The organism is Bacillus sp. ISL-75 (assembly GCF_018613095.1).
Genome location: NZ_JAGGQX010000062.1, coordinates 111,378 through 130,052, shown reverse-complemented (window position 1 = coordinate 130,052; position 18,675 = coordinate 111,378). Strand labels below are relative to the sequence as shown.

18 protein-coding genes are annotated in these 18,675 nt (G+C 38.9%); 7 read left to right on the top strand and 11 right to left on the bottom strand.

Annotated elements, in window-relative coordinates; genetic code table 11:
- Window positions 1–42: 42 nt before the first annotated feature.
- Window positions 43–750: an MOSC domain-containing protein gene (locus J7E63_RS23645; RefSeq protein WP_215017000.1), complete on the bottom strand. Its 708-nt coding sequence runs from the start codon at window positions 748–750 to the stop codon at window positions 43–45.
- A 252-nt stretch (window positions 751–1,002) separates the two neighbouring features.
- On the opposite strand from J7E63_RS23645, the gene J7E63_RS23640 reads away from it, so the two are divergent.
- The 4 genes from J7E63_RS23640 (at window position 1,003) to gnd (ending at window position 6,255) form a co-directional block, all read left to right on the top strand.
- Complete coding sequence (locus J7E63_RS23640) at window positions 1,003–1,728, top strand: GntR family transcriptional regulator (RefSeq protein ID WP_215016998.1); 726 nt, start codon at window positions 1,003–1,005, stop codon at window positions 1,726–1,728.
- Window positions 1,728–3,269, top strand: coding sequence for a gluconokinase (gene gntK / locus J7E63_RS23635; protein WP_215016996.1), 1,542 nt, complete (start codon window positions 1,728–1,730; stop codon window positions 3,267–3,269). The genes J7E63_RS23640 and gntK overlap by 1 nt, the downstream gene beginning before the upstream one ends.
- Window positions 3,270–3,356: 87 nt before the next feature.
- Window positions 3,357–4,703, top strand: a complete 1,347-nt coding sequence (locus tag J7E63_RS23630) for a GntP family permease (protein ID WP_215016994.1) — start codon at window positions 3,357–3,359, stop codon at window positions 4,701–4,703.
- A gap of 148 nt (window positions 4,704–4,851) precedes the next feature.
- Entirely contained in the window at window positions 4,852–6,255 is a 1,404-nt protein-coding gene (gene gnd / locus J7E63_RS23625) for a decarboxylating NADP(+)-dependent phosphogluconate dehydrogenase (protein ID WP_215016992.1), read from the top strand.
- Window positions 6,256–6,334: 79 nt separating this feature from the next.
- Here the strand turns inward: gnd and J7E63_RS23620 are convergent, their stop codons facing one another.
- From J7E63_RS23620 to hemY, 8 genes are all read right to left on the bottom strand, one after another.
- Window positions 6,335–7,405, bottom strand: a complete 1,071-nt coding sequence (locus tag J7E63_RS23620) for a sulfate/molybdate ABC transporter ATP-binding protein (RefSeq protein ID WP_215016990.1) — start codon at window positions 7,403–7,405, stop codon at window positions 6,335–6,337.
- Window position 7,406: 1 nt separating this feature from the next.
- Entirely contained in the window at window positions 7,407–8,294 is an 888-nt protein-coding gene (gene cysW, locus J7E63_RS23615) for a sulfate ABC transporter permease subunit CysW (protein ID WP_215016988.1), read from the bottom strand.
- 420 nt (window positions 8,295–8,714) lie between these two features.
- A complete protein-coding gene (gene cysT / locus J7E63_RS23610) occupies window positions 8,715–9,548 on the bottom strand; it encodes a sulfate ABC transporter permease subunit CysT (RefSeq protein WP_215016986.1) in 834 nt (277 codons plus the stop codon).
- Between the two features lie 83 nt (window positions 9,549–9,631).
- Window positions 9,632–10,702, bottom strand: coding sequence for a sulfate ABC transporter substrate-binding protein (locus J7E63_RS23605; RefSeq protein ID WP_215016985.1), 1,071 nt, complete (start codon window positions 10,700–10,702; stop codon window positions 9,632–9,634).
- Window positions 10,703–10,922: 220 nt separating this feature from the next.
- Window positions 10,923–11,081 carry a YezD family protein gene (locus tag J7E63_RS23600; protein WP_088085603.1) on the bottom strand — a complete coding sequence of 53 codons (159 nt, stop codon included), beginning with the start codon at window positions 11,079–11,081 and terminating at the stop codon, window positions 10,923–10,925.
- Between the two features lie 354 nt (window positions 11,082–11,435).
- On the bottom strand, window positions 11,436–11,939 hold the full coding sequence (locus J7E63_RS23595; protein ID WP_215016983.1) for a GNAT family N-acetyltransferase: 504 nt from the start codon (window positions 11,937–11,939) through the stop codon (window positions 11,436–11,438).
- Window positions 11,940–12,370: 431 nt separating this feature from the next.
- Window positions 12,371–13,618 (bottom strand): cation:dicarboxylate symporter family transporter, encoded by a 1,248-nt coding sequence (locus J7E63_RS23590; protein WP_215016981.1) that lies wholly within the window; start codon window positions 13,616–13,618, stop codon window positions 12,371–12,373.
- Between the two features lie 491 nt (window positions 13,619–14,109).
- Window positions 14,110–15,516, bottom strand: a complete 1,407-nt coding sequence (gene hemY, locus J7E63_RS23585) for a protoporphyrinogen oxidase (protein WP_215016979.1) — start codon at window positions 15,514–15,516, stop codon at window positions 14,110–14,112.
- A gap of 268 nt (window positions 15,517–15,784) precedes the next feature.
- Between hemY and J7E63_RS23580 the strand changes: the two genes are divergently transcribed.
- Window positions 15,785–16,594, top strand: coding sequence for an alpha/beta fold hydrolase (locus J7E63_RS23580; RefSeq protein ID WP_215016977.1), 810 nt, complete (start codon window positions 15,785–15,787; stop codon window positions 16,592–16,594).
- Window positions 16,595–16,702: 108 nt separating this feature from the next.
- Here the strand turns inward: J7E63_RS23580 and J7E63_RS23575 are convergent, their stop codons facing one another.
- Together J7E63_RS23575 and J7E63_RS23570 are read right to left on the bottom strand one after the other, a co-directional pair.
- A complete protein-coding gene (locus J7E63_RS23575) occupies window positions 16,703–17,134 on the bottom strand; it encodes a DUF1801 domain-containing protein (protein ID WP_215016975.1) in 432 nt (143 codons plus the stop codon).
- 203 nt (window positions 17,135–17,337) lie between these two features.
- Window positions 17,338–17,526: a hypothetical protein gene (locus tag J7E63_RS23570; protein ID WP_215016973.1), complete on the bottom strand. Its 189-nt coding sequence runs from the start codon at window positions 17,524–17,526 to the stop codon at window positions 17,338–17,340.
- Between the two features lie 137 nt (window positions 17,527–17,663).
- On the opposite strand from J7E63_RS23570, the gene J7E63_RS23565 reads away from it, so the two are divergent.
- Together J7E63_RS23565 and J7E63_RS23560 are read left to right on the top strand one after the other, a co-directional pair.
- Window positions 17,664–18,263 (top strand): HAD hydrolase-like protein, encoded by a 600-nt coding sequence (locus J7E63_RS23565; RefSeq protein ID WP_251033717.1) that lies wholly within the window; start codon window positions 17,664–17,666, stop codon window positions 18,261–18,263.
- A 110-nt stretch (window positions 18,264–18,373) separates the two neighbouring features.
- Window positions 18,374–18,655: a YggT family protein gene (locus J7E63_RS23560; protein WP_215016971.1), complete on the top strand. Its 282-nt coding sequence runs from the start codon at window positions 18,374–18,376 to the stop codon at window positions 18,653–18,655.
- The last annotated feature ends 20 nt before the right edge of the window (window positions 18,656–18,675 follow it).

Genomic DNA, 18,675 nt, shown 5'->3' with positions numbered 1-18,675 from the left:
TTATATATTACAGCTTTTTTGAAAAGGAAGGACAATTAGCAATTATTCATTTGGTCCAAACACCCTATTTCTGATATCCGGTGTTTCCCTCATTTCTATTCGTTTCTCTAGCGTGGTTCTCATCCCTGGTGCAAGCAATTCACATTGGGAAAGTTCACGCATTTCCTCCATGTTTTGTTTCTTAGCATGGATAATTTGATTGCACTTTTGAATGGTCCATTGTGGATATGGTCGGTCAACCAAAGTAAACGTCTGCCCCTCTTCAACAAAACCCTCTGTTAACACTCGAAAGTACCAGCCGGTCCTGCCAGTATTTTGTAATAACAGCGCCAAGTTTTTAATTTTAAATCGGCGGGCTGGTTTCCAGCATGGCTGCCTTGGCTGCGATACCTGTACGACCGCCCCGCCAATCTGGAAAGTATCACCAATAGAAATCTCCTCCTCGTTTATTTGTTCCATGACGAGATTCTCCCCCATTGCACCGGATGTGATCTCAGATATCCCTAGTTCCTTTTGCCAATGGGTGTAATTTTCAAATCCATAAGCAAATACAGCTTTTTCAGACCCGCCATGATGTTCCAAATCCCATTGTCCATCACCAGCTAAACCCATTTTCCCGACCCAGACAGGTCCTTCTACCGACTCTTTAAAAATGGCGCTTGTCCATTCTCGATCCATTGGATTTTTTGCCTGTTTATTTCCGACTGTTTTCGGTAAACCAACAAAAACTTGTTTTAGAAAAATACTCATCTTATTTTCCTCCTAAAAAAACTGCCAATATTTTCAACATATGTATTTATCATGCATCTGAAATATTGCCCCTTCTTCATGTTTCCTATATTTAATGGGCCTTTTTTAGATTATTTTTATTAAATTCGCTAAGAATAATGAATACACCTTCCTGAGTTTTCATGACTTTATTAAAAAAAGCGCTTGCATTTTTTAATATGTATTCTATAATACTTGTATACAAGTATACTCGTATAACAAGAAGGTGAACCAATGACAGAATCAAAGGAATTCTTATATCCCGAAAAATGGCTTTTAAAAGCTTCTGCTGGTGAACGTGTTACCTGTGAGCTTAGAATGCAAATAATTTCCGGCCTTATTGAAAGCGGTACCACCCTATCAGAAAATAAATTAGCTGCCGACTTTGATGTGAGCCGTTCCCCTATTCGGGAAGCATTAAAAACTCTTGCGTCAGAAAATTTGATCCGTTTAGAAAGAATGGGTGCCATTGTAATTGGTTTCACAATTAAAGAAATAGTAGAAATTTATGAAGTCCGATTAATGATAGAAACATTTGTATATGAACGGCTTGTAAAATTAGACACTAAAGAGTTAGTTAAGGAACTGAGTAAAATACTTGAGATGATGAAAATTGCCATCAAATATCATGATGCCGATGAGTTTTCATATCAAGATGTCTTATTCCATGAAACAATTATTCGATCGATTAATCATTCTTACATCATGATGATCTGGAATAATGCAAAACCTGTAATGGAAGCTTTCATCCTATTGGCGATGCGGGCCCGCTTCGAGGAAAAATACGATGACTTTCCACGTATTGTGGACAATCATCAACTTTATATTGATGCGATCGATGCGAAAAATAGAGACCTGATGATTCTCTCTTTGCATCAAAACTTTGATGATGTTGCAGGAAAAGTAGAGGACCTTTGGAGGTCTCAACTAATGCTTTACAAAGGAGTTGTGCAGGAATAATGACAAGCTATATGTTAGGGTTAGACATCGGTACAACAAGCACAAAAGCTGTTTTATTTACTGAAAAAGGCGAAGTCATCCAACAAGAAAATATCGGTTACCCACTCTATACTCCTGATATTTCGACAGCCGAACAAGACCCAGAAGAGATCTTTACGGCTGTGGTACAAGCCATTTCGAGGATCATGAAACAGCATCCTCAAAAAGAGATTTCATTCATCTCATTTAGCAGTGCGATGCATAGCCTCATTGCCATGGATGAAAATGATCAACCGCTGACACCTTGTATTACTTGGGCAGATAACCGCAGTGAAGCCTGGGCACATAAAATAAAAAATGAATTAAATGGGAATGAAGTCTACAGACGAACAGGAACGCCTATTCACCCGATGTCACCATTAAGCAAAATTACTTGGATTGTGAATGAACGCCCAGAGATAGCCGAAAAAGCAAAAAAATATATCGGAATAAAGGAATATATATTTAAAAAGTTCTTTGACCAGTATGTTGTCGATTATTCTCTTGCATCTGCCATGTGCATGATGAATCTCAAAGAATTGGATTGGGATAAGGAAGCAATAGAAATCGCTGGTATATCACGTGAGCAATTATCTAAGCTCGTGCCAACCACCGAGATTTTTACAAACTGTAATCCAGAATTAGCAAAACAAATGGGCATTGATCCTCTAACTCCCTTTGTAATCGGTGCAAGTGATGGCGTCCTTTCGAATCTTGGTGTAAATGCGATTCGAAAAGGTGAGATTGCCGTAACCATTGGGACAAGCGGGGCAATTCGTACCATCATTGACCAGCCGCAAACCGATGAAAAAGGACGAATCTTTTGCTACGCATTAACGGAAAAACATTGGGTTATCGGCGGGCCAGTAAACAATGGCGGGATGGTCTTTCGCTGGATTAAGGATGAGTTTGCAGCTTCAGAGGTAGAAACCGCGAAAAGACTAGGAATTGATCCATATGAAGTATTAACCAAAATTGCCGAAGGTGTAAAACCGGGGTCCGATGGATTGTTATTCCATCCATATCTTGCTGGTGAACGTGCTCCCTTATGGAATCCAGACGTGCGTGGATCCTTTTTCGGATTAACGATGGCACATAAGAAGGAACATATGATTCGATCTGCGCTCGAAGGTGTTATTTACAATTTATACACCGTATTTTTAGCATTAGTTGAATGTATGGAGGGACCAGTGACTCGAATCCAAGCAACTGGTGGCTTCGCAAGGTCAGAAGTTTGGCGTCAAATGATGTCTGATATTTTTGACCTGGATGTAGTCGTTCCAGAAAGCTACGAAAGTTCTTGTCTCGGTGCTTGTATCTTAGGCCTATATGCTACTGGGAAAATCGAATCCTTTGAAGTCGTTTCTGAAATGATTGGCAGTACCTACAAACATACACCTAAAGAAGAGGCTGCAAGAGAGTATAGACAATTATTGCCGATCTTTATTAATTTATCGAGAGTATTAGAAGAAGATTATACACGAATTGCCAACTATCAACGAAGTATAATTAGAAAAACATAAGTCTCAGTTTAGCGGCTGCCACTAGCCGCTTGGCTGTTTACTTGTATATTGTTTTAAAATCATCATTAATTTTTGGGAGGAATTATTATGCCATTGGTCATTGTAGCAATTGGAATTATCGCATTACTTATTTTAATCATGGGCTTAAAATTAAACACTTTTATCTCACTCATCATTGTCTCGTTCGGAGTAGCTTTAGCACTTGGAATGAAACTAGATGATGTTGTCACAACCATTGAAGCTGGATTAGGCGGAACACTTGGTCATTTAGCATTAATCTTCGGACTCGGAGCGATGCTAGGCAGGTTAATTGCAGATTCTGGGGGCGCACAACGAATTGCCATGACCCTCGTCAACAAATTTGGAGAAAAAAATATTCAGTGGGCTGTAGTTGTATCCTCATTCATCATTGGTATTGCTTTATTCTTTGAAGTAGGACTCGTGTTATTAATTCCAATCGTATTTGCCATTTCAAGACAATTAAAAGTTTCTATTTTATATCTTGGGATTCCGATGGCAACCGCATTATCCGTAACACACGGCTTCTTGCCACCACATCCAGGACCAACGGTCATCGCAGGGGAATATGGTGCCAATCTTGGTGAGGTATTACTTTATGGAATTATTATTTCTATTCCAACTGCCATTATCGCTGGACCTATATTTACAAAGCTTGCTAAAAAATTGGTACCTGCTTCATTTACAAAAACTGGTAACATTGCCTCTCTAGGCGAACAAAAAACATTTAAACTTGAAGACACACCTAGTTTTGGAATCAGCGTATTTACTGCCATGCTTCCTGTTATTTTAATGTCAATCGCTACAATTATTACTTTGCTTCAAAAAACAATGGGCTTTGAAGATAATACTGTACTCGCAATTATCCGTTTTATTGGCGGTGCCTCTACTGCTATGTTGATCTCTTTATTAGTTGCCATCTATACCATGGGATTGGCAAGAAAAATTCCGATCAAAGAAGTAATGGATTCTTGTTCAACAGCGATTTTACACATTGGTATGATGCTCTTAATCATTGGAGGCGGCGGTGCCTTCAAACAAGTTTTAATTAATGGCGGTGTAGGTGACTATGTAGCCGAGTTATTCAAAGGAACTTCATTATCACCGATTTTACTTGCATGGATTATCGCAGCCATTTTACGGATTGCCTTAGGATCTGCAACGGTTGCCGCATTAACCACTGCTGGTTTAGTTATCCCAATGTTGGGTCAATCAGACGTTAACCTTGCACTAGTTGTTCTTGCAACAGGAGCAGGCAGCTTAATTGCATCACACGTTAATGATGCAGGTTTCTGGATGTTCAAAGAGTATTTTGGTTTAAGCATGAAAGAAACATTCGCAACATGGACATTACTCGAGACAATTATTTCCGTATGTGGATTAGCATTTATTCTATTACTAAGTTTATTCGTTTAATAATCGTGACCAGCAGCAGGAATTTTATTCATCTGCTGCTGCTTAGTTATCTAAAGGGCAGGATCCCCCCTCTTATACTTAGAATTCACTAAGTATTAAAGCGGCGGATTTACTGCCTTTTATTTTTATAAAAAGGAGAAGGAAGTTAATGAACAATACAATTGGAGTTATTGGTTTAGGTGTAATGGGCAGCAACATCGCCTTAAATATGGCGAACAAAGGTGAAAAAGTAGCTGTCTATAATTATACGAGAGATTTAACAGATAAACTTTTACATAGAATTGAAAATCAATCGATCGACCCGTACTATGACGTGCAAAGTTTTGTTCAGTCCTTAGAAACCCCAAGAAAGATCTTTCTTATGGTCACAGCTGGTGCAGCGATAGATTCTGTGATTTCTTCGTTAGTTCCTTTTCTTGAGCAAGGTGATATGATCATGGACGGCGGCAACTCCCATTACGAAGATACTGCCCAAAGATATGATGATTTAAAAATTAAAGGAATCGATTATTTAGGAATTGGTATTTCCGGAGGTGAAGTAGGCGCATTAAATGGTCCGTCCATCATGCCTGGCGGGGATAAAGAAGCTTATGAAAAAGTTGCGCCAATTCTTACAAAAATAGCAGCGCAAGTCGATGGGACCCCATGTTGCACATATATTGGTCCAAAAGGCGCTGGACATTATGTGAAAATGGTTCATAACGGAATTGAGTATGCAGATATGCAATTGATTGCTGAAGCATATACCTTTTTAAGGGATAGGTTACAATTATCTGTGAATGAAATTGCTTATATCTTTGGAAAATGGAATCAGGGTGAACTGAAAAGTTACCTAATCGAAATCACGGCAGAAATTTTAAAGAAAAAAGATGAAAAAACCGGCTTACCACTGATCGATGTCATCCTTGATAAAGTAGGGCAAAAAGGCACAGGTAAATGGACAAGCATGCAAGCGATAGATAACGGTATCCCTCTATCAATCATTACCGAGTCATTGTTCGCCCGGTATGTATCTTCATTAAAAGAGGAACGAGTCATCGCAGAAGATATATTAGCAGGCCCCGGAATGGACCATCAGGTTTTAGATAAGGATTTATGGATTGAGTACGTTAGACAAGCATTATATATGGGGAAAGTTTGCGCCTATGCCCAAGGTTTTACACAATATAAAATGGCTTCTGATCTCTATGACTGGAATTTACCATTAGAAGAGATTGCACTTATATTCCGGGGCGGCTGTATTATTCGGGCCGAGTTTTTAAACGTAATCAGTGAAGCCTATCAGAATCAGGTAAATCTGAAGAATTTATTAATCGCACCATTTTTCGCTGAAAAAACAAAAGAGTATCAATCAGGACTGAGGAAAATGGTATGCGAGGGTATTAATTTCGGTATATCCTTTCCATGTTTAAGTACTTCCCTTTCTTATTTCGATAGTTACCGAAACGGCCGTTCAAATGCCAGCCTCCTGCAGGCACAACGGGATTATTTCGGTGCCCATACGTATGAGCGAACTGATATGGAAGGAGTCTTTCATACGGACTGGAACTAATAGTTTGGAGTGATGAAACCTCCTCTCTAATCCATAAGGCCTATACTCGTAAATAAGTATAGGCCTTTGGTTTTCTTTTTTAAATGGAATAATCCGCAGGAATAAAGACCTTTAGTTGTTTTGGTTTTACAAACACTTCTTCCCCTGACTTTAGATTGAGGCTTCGAAATTGCTCCTTTTTTAATTCCACTTCCAGGTACTCGCCATTATCTTTTCGAATCAGTTCAAGTTGGACGGTGGCGCCGACTAAATGAATATAATTAATTTTTGCAGCAACTGAATCCAGGCTAGCCTCTCTTTCGATACTTATATCATGCGGTCGAACGTAACCGACTGCCTCGGTATTCTCTGTTGCGGAGAATTCGGGTGCATCGACTTCAAAATTACCGTGTCGTAATTTCCCTTTATGGAGGCGCCCTTTAAATAAGTTAACATTTCCTAAAAAGTGATAAACAGAAGGACTGTTTGGATTTTCATATACTTCCTCTGGCGTACCGATTTGCTCAATCTTTCCTTCATTCATCACGACAACTCGGTCGGCAACATCCAGCGCTTCCTCTTGGTCGTGCGTCACAAAAATGCTCGTAATCTGGTAATCATCATGGAGCTTTCTTAACCATCTGCGAAGATCTTTCCGGACCTTGGCATCTAACGCACCAAATGGTTCATCTAACAAGAGAACCTTAGGCTCAACCGCTAATGCTCTTGCTAATGCCACCCGCTGTCGCTGTCCGCCTGACAAATGGGAAGGATACCGTTCAGCAAAGGCTTCTAATTTTACTAGCTTTAGTAATTCCATGACCTTATCTTTTATTTCGGTTTTGGAAGGACGCGTTTTCCTTGGCCGGACTTTTAATCCATAGGCCACATTTTCAAAAACAGTCATATGACGAAACAAGGCATAATGCTGGAAGACAAATCCTACTTTCCGTTCCTTTGTACTGATATGTGTCATGTCTTCTTCCCCAAACAAAATGGCTCCCTGATTCTCCGCTTCTAAGCCTGCGATGATTCTTAGCAGCGAAGTTTTCCCAGAACCAGACGGACCAAGCAGGGCAACGAGCTCCCCTGTTTGAATATCAAGGTTAATTTGATCAAGGGCTTGAAAGTTTCCAAATGATTTTGAGATATTTTGAATTTGAATGCTCATCTTAGTGAACTCCTTCTTCAGGTTCAAATGATTTTTTTGCTTTCCATTCAATAACATTTTTTACAACCAAGGTGATGATGGCGAAAAATGACATTAAGGAAGCAACCGCAAATGCGGCGGAAAATTGATATTCATTGTATAAAATTTCGATATGGAGTGGCATCGTATTAGTCATTCCGCGGATATGTCCTGAAACGACCGAAACAGCTCCAAACTCCCCAATGGCTCGAGCACTACAGAGAATAATCCCATATAATAAGCCCCATTTAATATTCGGCAGAGTTACTAAAAGGAATGTCTTCCAACCGCTCGCCCCCAGAGTCAAGGATGCCTCCTCATCGGCCGTCCCCTGAGTTTGCATTAATGGAATGAGTTCCCGGGCGACAAAGGGCAGTGTCACTAAAAGTGTGGCCAGGGCGATTCCAGGCACCGCGAAAATAATTTTGATATTATGGTCGATTAACCATTGTCCAAATAAGCCATGCGCACTAAATAATAAAACAAATACCAATCCGGCGATGACTGGGGAGATGGCAAATGGCAGATCAATAATCGTAATCAGTAGACTTTTTCCCTTAAAATTGAACTTGGTTACGGCCCAGGCGGCAGCCACACCAAAGATGGCATTAAGTGGCACGGTAATCAAGGTAATGACCAAAGTTAACTTGATTGCAGATAATGCATCTGGATTGCTAACGGCCTCTAGGAAAACGGCTATACCCTTATCAAAGGCTTTTATAAAAATAGCAACCAATGGTAACACCAAAAACAAACCTAAAAATGCTAATGCGAGTGTGATTAGTAACCAGCGGACCAGTCGCGGTTCTGAATTGCGGGTTGTAGTTTGAAGCGAATTACTAGAATATTGGATTGGAACATTTCCTGCCATGGGTACCTCCTTCTGGACTTAAATTTATATCCTCTTTTTTAGACGAGCCAGTATTGGTTCTTAGCAAAAATATTGTTGCTAATTTTGATTTCGCTTATATATGGCTTAGTTTCGCTGATAAAATATCATTTTCGCTGATATATGGCTTAGTTTCGCTGATAAAAGGTAATATTCCGCTGATAAATTTTATAAGCTACCTGACAAGGTGTAATTTTACACTAAATTAGACTTTGAACGTAGTTAAAAACTAACAATTTTACGCAAACAGCGGATCATTCACTTGGATACAAAAGTTTATTTGCGGAAATACCTAGTTTATTTGCGGAAATACCTAGTTTATTTGCGCATCTAGCCGGTTTATTTGCGGATTGAACCATTTTATTTGCGTATCGCAAAATCACCCTCTAAAACTATTAAAAGCTATATAAATTTCCGATTTGTCCACCACTGCAATACGTTAATAATAAGTAGAATCGTGAAGGAAAAAATCAACATAACGGCTGCTATCGCTGTAGCACCAGCGTAATCATATTGTTCTAATTTCGTCATGATTAGCAGCGGAGTAATTTCTGTCTTCATCGGCATATTCCCTGCAATAAAGACGACCGTGCCATATTCCCCAAGCGCCCGGGCAAAGGCAAGCGCGAATCCCGTTAGAGCAGCTGGCAGGATTTCCGGAAAAATTACTTTTACAAACGTTTGCGAACGGTTTGCACCTAAACTAGCTGATGCTTCTTCGATTTCTTTTTCCAAGCTTTGCAGGACGGGCTGAACGGTGCGCACCACAAAGGGCAGCCCGATAAATGTTAATGCTAATGTAATCCCGAGCGGAGTAAACGCGACTTTAAAACTTAAAAACTGCCCAACCCAGCCATTTTCCGTATACAAAGTCGTTAAGGCAATCCCGGCAATCGCTGTTGGTAAGGCAAAAGGCAAATCAACTAGCCCATCAATGATTCTTCTACCAAAAAACTGATAACGTACCAGCACCCATGCGATTAGTACGCCAAAAATAACATTAATAAAAGCGGCGAAAAAAGCGGCACCGAAACTCAGTTTATAGGAGGCAACTACTCTCGGGTCAGAAATTGTCCCCCAAATTTTCGACCATTCGGCCGTCATCGAATGAATAAATATCATGGATAATGGCAGAATGACAAGGATGCTTATATAAAACATCGTAAATCCGAGCGAAAGGCCGAATCCTGGCAGCACACTATTTCTTTTCATTTTTAAACTTGCTAAACGAGCCATGAGGTTGACCCCTTCCGGATAAGATACATGTAGGGCATCCCAAATCGTAACGATTTAGGACACCCATCTAACTGAACTACTTACTATGGCTGGTAAATCTGATCAAACGTCCCGCCATCATTGAAGTGCGTCTCCTGTGCTTTTTTCCATCCTCCAAAATCTTTGTCAATCGTCACTAAATTAATTTTTGGAAAGACATCTGAATACTTGTCAAGAATCGCTTGATTACGGGGGCGGTAATAATTCTTTGCGATAATTTCCTGTCCAACATCACTGTATAAATAATTCAAATAGGCCTCCGCTACCTCTTTCGTTCCCTTTTTCTCGACGTTTTTATCGACGACGGCAACCGGTGGTTCAGCAAGAATACTAATGGATGGGACAACAATCTCAAACTTGTCTTTTCCTAATACATTAAGTGTTAAGAAAGCCTCGTTCTCCCAGGCAATCAAGACATCACCAATGCCTCGTTCAACGAATGTAGTAGTTGCTCCGCGGGCACCAGAATCTAATACTTCAACATTTTTATACAGTTGGCTCATAAACTTCTTAATTTTCGTTTCATCCCCATTAAATTTATCATTTGCGTACGCCCAAGCTGCTAAGTAATTCCAACGGGCACCACCGGATGTCTTTGGATTTGGAGTTATGACCGAAGTTCCCTTTTTCGTTAAATCATCCCAATCTTTAATCCCTTTTGGATTACCCTTTTTAACTAGAAACACAATCGTTGACGTATACGGAGTCGAGTTATCCTTCAGGTTCTTTTGCCAATCCTTCGAAAGTAAGCCGCCTAAGTTTGCAATCTCATCGATATCATAGGCCAATGCCAGCGTAACAACGTCTGCCTCAAGACCATCGATGACAGCACGTCCTTGCTTCCCTGAACCACCATGTGACTGTTGAATAGTTACCTTCTGACCCTTTTCCTTTTCCCAATACTTCGCGAATTCTCCGTTAAACTCTTCATAAAGTTCTCGGGTTGGGTCATATGAAACATTTAATAATTGGACAGGTTCTTCTGGTTTTGCGGCCTCTTGTTTGGTCCCCCCATCTTTTTTCTCAGTGCTTTGATTACTAGACTGGCTGCTGCACCCTGTCAGAATAAGGGCGATAAGAATAAGCACGGTTGTGAATTTGTAAGCTAGTTTCATTTGTGATTTCCTCCTTTTTTTAAACAAAAAAGGCTACCTATTTTTTAGGACTATCGCTTAAAGGTCGGTTGTCTGCTTTTCGGAGTTAAGATAAGTCCGGTGAGCAACAATCATCTTTCGCATAGTCTAGAAAATAAGTAGCCTTCAGTAGACTGATCGGCTAAATTTTTTAAAATTAAATCCAATAAAAAGTGTGGTCACTTTTTGCAAATCATCTTTGTTATTTAGATGTTTTCTTATTTTGTGCAAATCGTGTTTTCTCTGTCTTATCAATTTGAGTGATTGTACCGTCATGAACGGTTATGACCACTGAACCATACTCCATACCCTTTAGTGTCGATAGAATATAGTTTGCTTTTGCTTGGTCCACAATTGCCATATTTTCATCCTCCCTTAAACTCCTAATATCACATAAGAATACTTGGTTTTATAATCTAAAAAAAGAACCTTTGATTCTATTCATCTACATAAACTTGAAAAAATACAAAATGACTGACAACAATGTGGACTCCACTTACTAATCGGATAGATCATGATTAGTCCCCCTTCGAATAAAAAAAGACTTATACCCCTTAATAAGAGTATAAGCCTTTGGTTTTCCAATCAGCTTAATATTAATTTAATCGTTCTCTGAATCTATTTGAATTATTTACATTTTATTCTGACTTTTCCTACCCGTCAAGTAGGTTTTATAAAATAATTTCTAGTAACAGCTTTCCAAAACAATAAAGTACTATTTAAAAGTAAGTCGATACGCTTTCACCATGATGCCGTCATCCGCAGGTTCAAAATCGAATTGCGGTAACCTTTCAAAACCAAGGCGCCCGTATAGTCCCATTGCACTTTTCATAAAATCTGCGGTATGCAGGCCGATTGAATGAAAGCCTTGCACTTTCGCTCGTCGAATACATTCTGAAATCAGTGCCTTTGCCACCCCATTGCCTCGAGCTTGCGGTGTCACTGCGAGCATTCGTATTTCAGGATATTCCAACTCATCTACCAATCCTTCGTAGGTATCGGTTTTTGCAGGAAACAAGGCAACACTGCCTACTATTTCCCCATCAATTTCAGCAACAATTCGTTCCACATCCTCCTGCGCATCAGCATCCGACGAGATTGCATGTTTAAGAGCCTTCCAATGATCTTCAGGAATGTTTTGGGCATGTTCTTCATATGAGTTTACTCTTTGTTCTCGAATGAATGATAATTCATCCGCTGCAGCATTACGAATAATCATTTTACCACCTGCTTCTAGTCAGTTTTTCTCAGTGTATTAAAAACTTTTCAACCTTATTACTTAAAACTTGTCGACCATGTTGAGAAGTAAGCCCAGAAAGGTCGGGGCCCTTCGGCAAGATATTATATCCCTTCTGATCATCACTAGCGATATGGTTCGACAGATGATAATGCCGTTTAATTGCATCGAATTCTGTCGTATCTCCAAAACCGGGGGTTTGAAATAAATCTCGTAAATAGCCCCATATTTGGAAAATCAATTTTCTCGTTTATATACAAATTATAATATGAGTATTTCTATCGGTTTTATCCATTTTAGTATGTAAAACTTTTATAAGTCAATAATATTACCTGACTTTATTTAAGATTCAGAATCATTAACCCAATGAAAAGGACATCTCCCATTTCAGAAGATGTCCCGTTTTCCCTATTTTAAGCTGCCTTACGTTTTTGATAATTTTTAAGCTCATGGCCTTCCCATTTTGTAATAACAATTGCAGCCAAAGAGTTTCCGACAATGTTTACACAAGTACGAGCCATATCAAGAATACGGTCAATTCCGGCAATAAACGCTAGTCCTTCTACAGGAATACCTACGCTGCCCAAAGTGGCTAGTAGAACCACAAACGATACACCTGGTACCCCAGCAATTCCTTTAGATGTTAACATCAATACAAGAACTAATGTAATTTGATGTCCAATACTCATATGAATTCCATACATTTGCGCAATAAACAGTGCGGCAATCGCTTGGTAAAGCGTGGAGCCATCTAGATTAAAGGAATATCCTGTTGGAATTACGAAAGATGTAATCGATTTAGGACAACCCAATTTCTCCATTTTTTCCATAATTTTTGGAAGAACGGTTTCTGAACTTGCTGTCGTGTAACCTAAAATTAATTCGTCTTTTAAATATTTAATGAGGTGGATAATATTGAATCCGGCAATTTTTGCTACTAATCCAAGGACGACAAGGATGAAGAAAAACATGGATCCGTATACAACCAGGACTAGTTTTCCCAGTGGTATTAATGAGGTAATTCCAAATTTCGAAACAGTAACACCAATTAATGCAAACACACCGAATGGCGCGAGCTTCATGATTTGGTTTGTGACATAGAACATCGCATCGGCCGTTCCTCGGAAGAAATTAATAATTGGGATCCCTTTCTCTCCAATCGCTGCCACTCCAAGTCCAAACATAACAGAGAAGAAAATAATCGGTAACATTTCTCCGTTAGCTAATGATTGAATGATGTTCGTCGGAACAATATTTACAACGGTGTCAATCATAGAATGGGACTCTGTTTTCTCCGCTGTGCTTACATAACTGTTAATATCCGTTTTGGTAAGTTTCGATTTATCAACGCCGTCTCCTGGCTGAAACACGTTCGCAGCAAGAAGTCCAACAATGATCGCAATCGTGGTAATGATTTCAAAATAAAGCAGGGTTTTCCCGCCCAGTTTTCCTAAAGACTTCATATCACCAACACCAGCAACACCAACAATAAGGCTGGAGATCACAATTGGGACAACAATCATCTTAATTAAGCGAATAAATATATCTCCAATTGGCTGAAGGTAGCTTGCCACATGTGGATTACCGTAAAAAACCGCACCGACAATAATACCGAGTGTCAGACCAATGAAAATCTGCCATGCTAAACTAATCTTCTTCATTTGCATTTCCCCTTTTTTATAATATTAAAAAATTGATTACATAGAGGTTTCAACTAAGAAGTACAATCTTTCAAATTTTTTTAATAAATGATAATTTCTCTCAACTAAACAAAAACAATCTTTCTTTATTTATTTTAATAATAATTCTTCTATTAAACAACATATATTTAAGTGGAAATTACTCTCATTTATGATATTGATATAGTAAAAACCATAAATACCAAGGCTTCGCGCCTATTATTTGATTAGTTATTACATTCAGAAAATCCGCCACCAAGTTGACCTATTTACCATTTTTACATTCGAATCAGTTAAAAAGTTGGTAACAAAGCTTACAGAAAAGGTCATTAGAAGTTATTCTAAAAATAAAAAAGAGAGCGGTATGCTCCCCTCTCCTGTGGCATTTTATTAGAAAATTTCCCATTAAAAGATATTGATTCCAGTCAAAAAAAATAGAGCAGGAATTTCGAATCCCTACTCCATCTTATTGACTATCTCAAAAACTCGAGTACCTTTTTAACTGCCGCCTCTCCCTGGTCGATACAGTCTGGAATACCAACACCTTCATAGGAACCTCCAGCTAGAAATACGCCGGGTAATTCCTTAGTCAGTGATTCCTTCACACTCTTCATCCGTTCAATATGACCAACATTGTATTGCGGCATCGCCTTTTTCCATCTTGTGATGATATGGAACAATGGTTTATCGGTTATGTTCATGGTTTTATTTAAATCCCGTAATGCAATATTTATAATCTCTTCATCTGATAAATCAACGACCGCTTGATCATTTGATTTTCCAACATAACAGCGTAATAAGGCCATATCCTTTGGTGTCGTACCAGGCCACTTTTTATGCGTCCATGTGCAGGCAGTTATTCTAAAGTCACTGTTTCTTGAAACTAAAAAGCCTGTCCCCTCGATGTCCTGTTTAATTGCCGACTTTGGAAATGCCATGGCAACGTTGGCCACAGAATAGGATGGCATATCATCAAACGTGTGCATGAACGGATAATCAGAAAGCATTTTTTGTGCATGGAAATGTTCTGTCGCAATGACTACGCTGTCCGCCTGTTCAACCGTTCCATTGTCAAAGGTAATCGTATAGTGGTTCTGATCTCTGACAATTTTTTCAACAGGGACTCCTTTGCTAACAGTTCCCTCATCCATCCGCTTGACGACTTCGTCAATTAACGATTCCAAACCGGTTGATAAGGAGATAAACATTCCTTTTTTTGAAGGTTCTTTTTTCGTTGATTTAGGTGGGGCTGGCATCGTTTTTTTCAAGCCACGCACAAGGCTTCGATGTTTTTGCTCCATATGATAGAACAGCGGAAACAATGACATTAAGCTTAAGCGGTCGATATCGCCTGCGTAAATTCCTGACAGTAGTGGGTCGATTAAGTTATCCACTATTTCATCCCCAAGCCTTCTTCTGAAAAACTCACCGAGGGATTGATCTGCCTTTTCCTTTCCTTTTGGTAAAATAAAATCACCTGCTGCCCGTAGTTTTCCTAGTGGGGAAAAGAGTCCTGAGAGCGCAAATGGTGTAACCTGGGTTGGGATCCCCATGAATGCTCCCTCAGGCATCGAATGGATCCTTCCTCTAGCGTATATATAAGATTTCCCGGCTGTATTCGCGACCACTTTGTCTTCTAAGCCGACTTCTTTAATTAATTTAAGCGCACTGGCTTTTCGAGCCAGAATGGAATCGGGACCTTTTTCAATCATAAAGCCATCCCTCTTCACCGTGTGAATCACACCGCCAAATCGGTCACTAGCTTCATATAGCTTGACTTCAAGCGGCAGTGCTCTCTCCTTGATCTCCTTTTGCAGGTAGAATGCTGTTGCTAAACCTGTGATTCCTCCACCTATTATGACGACCTTCTTTTTCTCCATATCAAAAACCAGCTCCAGATAATTATTTTCAGAAAAAAATTCTATGTTGTATGAAAGTTAGTTTGCTCACATTTTCACATATATATATTTTTATAAAGGAGAGTGCGATCCATTCTCCTACATTTATCATTTTAAACTATTAAATAAAATAAAAAGGGGAAATTTACAACTTGTACCAAAATGTTCACAGATGTATTAGCCTAGCTATCCATGAATAGCTTATTGATAAAAGGACTTTTCCATACCTTTTTCAAAGGAGGGATAGTAAATGGGATATTATGTTAAAGTGGCACCTGAAGTGAATATATATGTTGAAGATGTAAATCGTAAAAGTAGTAAAGCCATCCTTTTTGTCCATGGCTGGCCAGCCAATCATAAATTATTTGAATATCAGTTTAATGTCCTTCCTGCGATGGGATATCGGTGTATCGGGATCGATCTAAGGGGATTTGGCAAGTCAGATAAACCTTGGGAAGGGTACTCGTACAATAGACTTGCTGATGATATTCGGGAAATTGTTAAAGCACTTCGTTTACAGAGTTTCACGCTTGCAGGTCATTCTGTAGGTGGAGCGATTGTTATCAGGTATATGGAACGCCATAAGGGCTTTGGGGTATCGAAATTAGCCCTTTTTGGTGCGGCTGCCCCTAGTTTTATAAAGCGGCCTGGCTTTCCTTTTGGATTAGAGGCGAAGGATGTCAATTTACTACTGGGGCAGATTTATAACGATCGGCCGAAAATGCTAGCGGACTTCACAAACATGTTCTTCCATCAGGCGCTCACTAAACCTTTCTCAGACTGGTTCTTTCAATTAGGACTTGAAGCAGCAGGGCATTCCACTGCAGGCTTACTAAACTCCTTAAGAGATGAAACCTTATTTACAGATATCAAGAGAATTCAGGTGCCTGCATTGATTCTTCATGGTCAACATGATCAAATTTGTTTGCCACCTCTGGCTTCCATCTTGCATCAGGGAATTATCAACTCTAAGCTTGTTTGGTTTGAACACAGTGGTCATGGTTTGTTCTGGGAAGAGCAGAAAAAGTTTACACAGGAATTGGCTAATTTTATTGGGTAAAATGAAATTCTCTTTGCTAGAGAATGACCTCATCACAAAGACAGCGCTTCCCACTACTAATAGCGGGAAGCGCTTGTTATTTCTGTTGATAGAAATTGATTAATAGAGTTAATAATTGATATTGGGATATTTTTTTTGCAAAAATTGAACCGATTGGGTAATTAGCTCTTTTAATACATCGATATCAATATCAGCGATCTTATTGATATATACACACCCTTTCCCAGTCGTGTGTTTCCCAAAGTCTTTAAGCAATTCGTCACGCTTGGTTTCACCTGGTGCAAAATACAAACTAATTTTTGCCTTTCGGGGCGAAAAGCCAACTAAAGGGGCATCTCCTTCATGGCCTGATTCATATTTATAATGATAGGAACCGAATCCAATAATACTCGGCCCCCACATCTTTGCCTCATAACCTGTCGTTTCAGTAAAAATATCGATTAATTTATAGGCATCCTCACGTTTTTTCGGGTTCTCTATATTCTCAATAAACTCAATCACACTATTATCGGTTTCTTTTGTTTTTTGCTGATAGCTCATTTTATAAACTCCTATTCTTTAAATTTGGACGATACATTTTTTCAAATACATTATTGGTAAAAAGCACAAATTACAGACACCCGTATTAATTTATACTCTTTCATTCCTGCTTTTCCTGCTTTAAAGATAATATTAAAAACATAAAGCCCAAATAGAAGCATTTATTAACTAAAAATTATAGAAATAAAAAAAGGGGAGTATCACTACTCTCCTTCGTTTACAACAACCTTATAACCATTTTGCTGCGGACCATCCTCAAATACTTCCCTTGTGACTATGTAATAATTTTCTTCCGTTTGGTCTGTAATGACCATTTCACTCGGACTCTTGTCCACTGCTGCTGCTTCTAAGCTAAAGTATGGTAACCCCAGTTTTGAGTTATCAAATGACATGGTTATCCCCCATTCCTATCTTTTAACATGTACATTACACATGAAAAGTATAACAAATTTCAGACATCAATGTGACCTGATCGTTTCTTTTTTATTTAATCTTATGGTAATCTCATTAAAGATAAAATCAAACGTTTCTGAAAAGAGGGATTATTATTAACGTATTATGGGATTTCGACGGCACTCTTTTTGATACCTATCCAGCACTTGTCTCAGGTTTCATCAACTTAAGCAAGCAAGACCTTGATCGCGATGAGGTTCTAAAATGGCTAAAAATCGATTCCAAAACAGCCTTTAAACATTATGGAATAGATGAGAAGCAGAGACTTGAGTATCAAACCTTACATAACTATTATTCAAAGACGGAAAGCAAGCCATTTGAGCACTTAGCGGAAGCCCTATCTTCTGTTGATCACAATATTATTGTTACGCACCGCGATAAGGAATCGACCATCTTTCTGCTTAAAAAATATCATTTAGACAAATACTTTAAAGAGATTGTTTCTGTTGAGGAACAAGGTTTTACAAGAAAACCCCACAGCTCCTCCTACGAATATGTTCTAAAAAGTCACCATATTGATTTGGTCGTCGGTGACCGTGACTTAGATTTAATTCCCGCTCGAGAATTAAATATTAAAACGTGTGCATTTCAAAATCGAAACATTGAAGCTGATTTTCATATCGACAGCTATGCCGATTTTGTCGCAGAAGTTCTTAACCCACTTCAACAGAAATAGGTTGGAAGTTCCTTATTAATATTTTGAAACTTTATTGGACCTCAATCGTATATGTATACATAAGTTAGGTTTGTACGATTAAAAAATTATTATAGAATGGAAGATCTATATTGGGCTCGTATATTTTACTGATTGGACAGTATGCTTTTGAGATTTATTATTGGTTAATCTTAATATCTATTTTCAGTTCCTGGTTTCCGCAGTTTCAAGCAACAAAGCTTGGTATCTGGATTGCCAAGCTTGTCGAACCATATTTAGGATTATTCAGACGGTTTATCCCCCCTCTGGGTCCGATTGACTTTTCACCGATCATCGCATTATTTGCCTTTAGATTTATCAGGCAATTTGCTTTAGAAGGTCTCCGTCAATCATTGAATGTCATCGGGGCATAAAAACTATTAAAAAAAGGAGT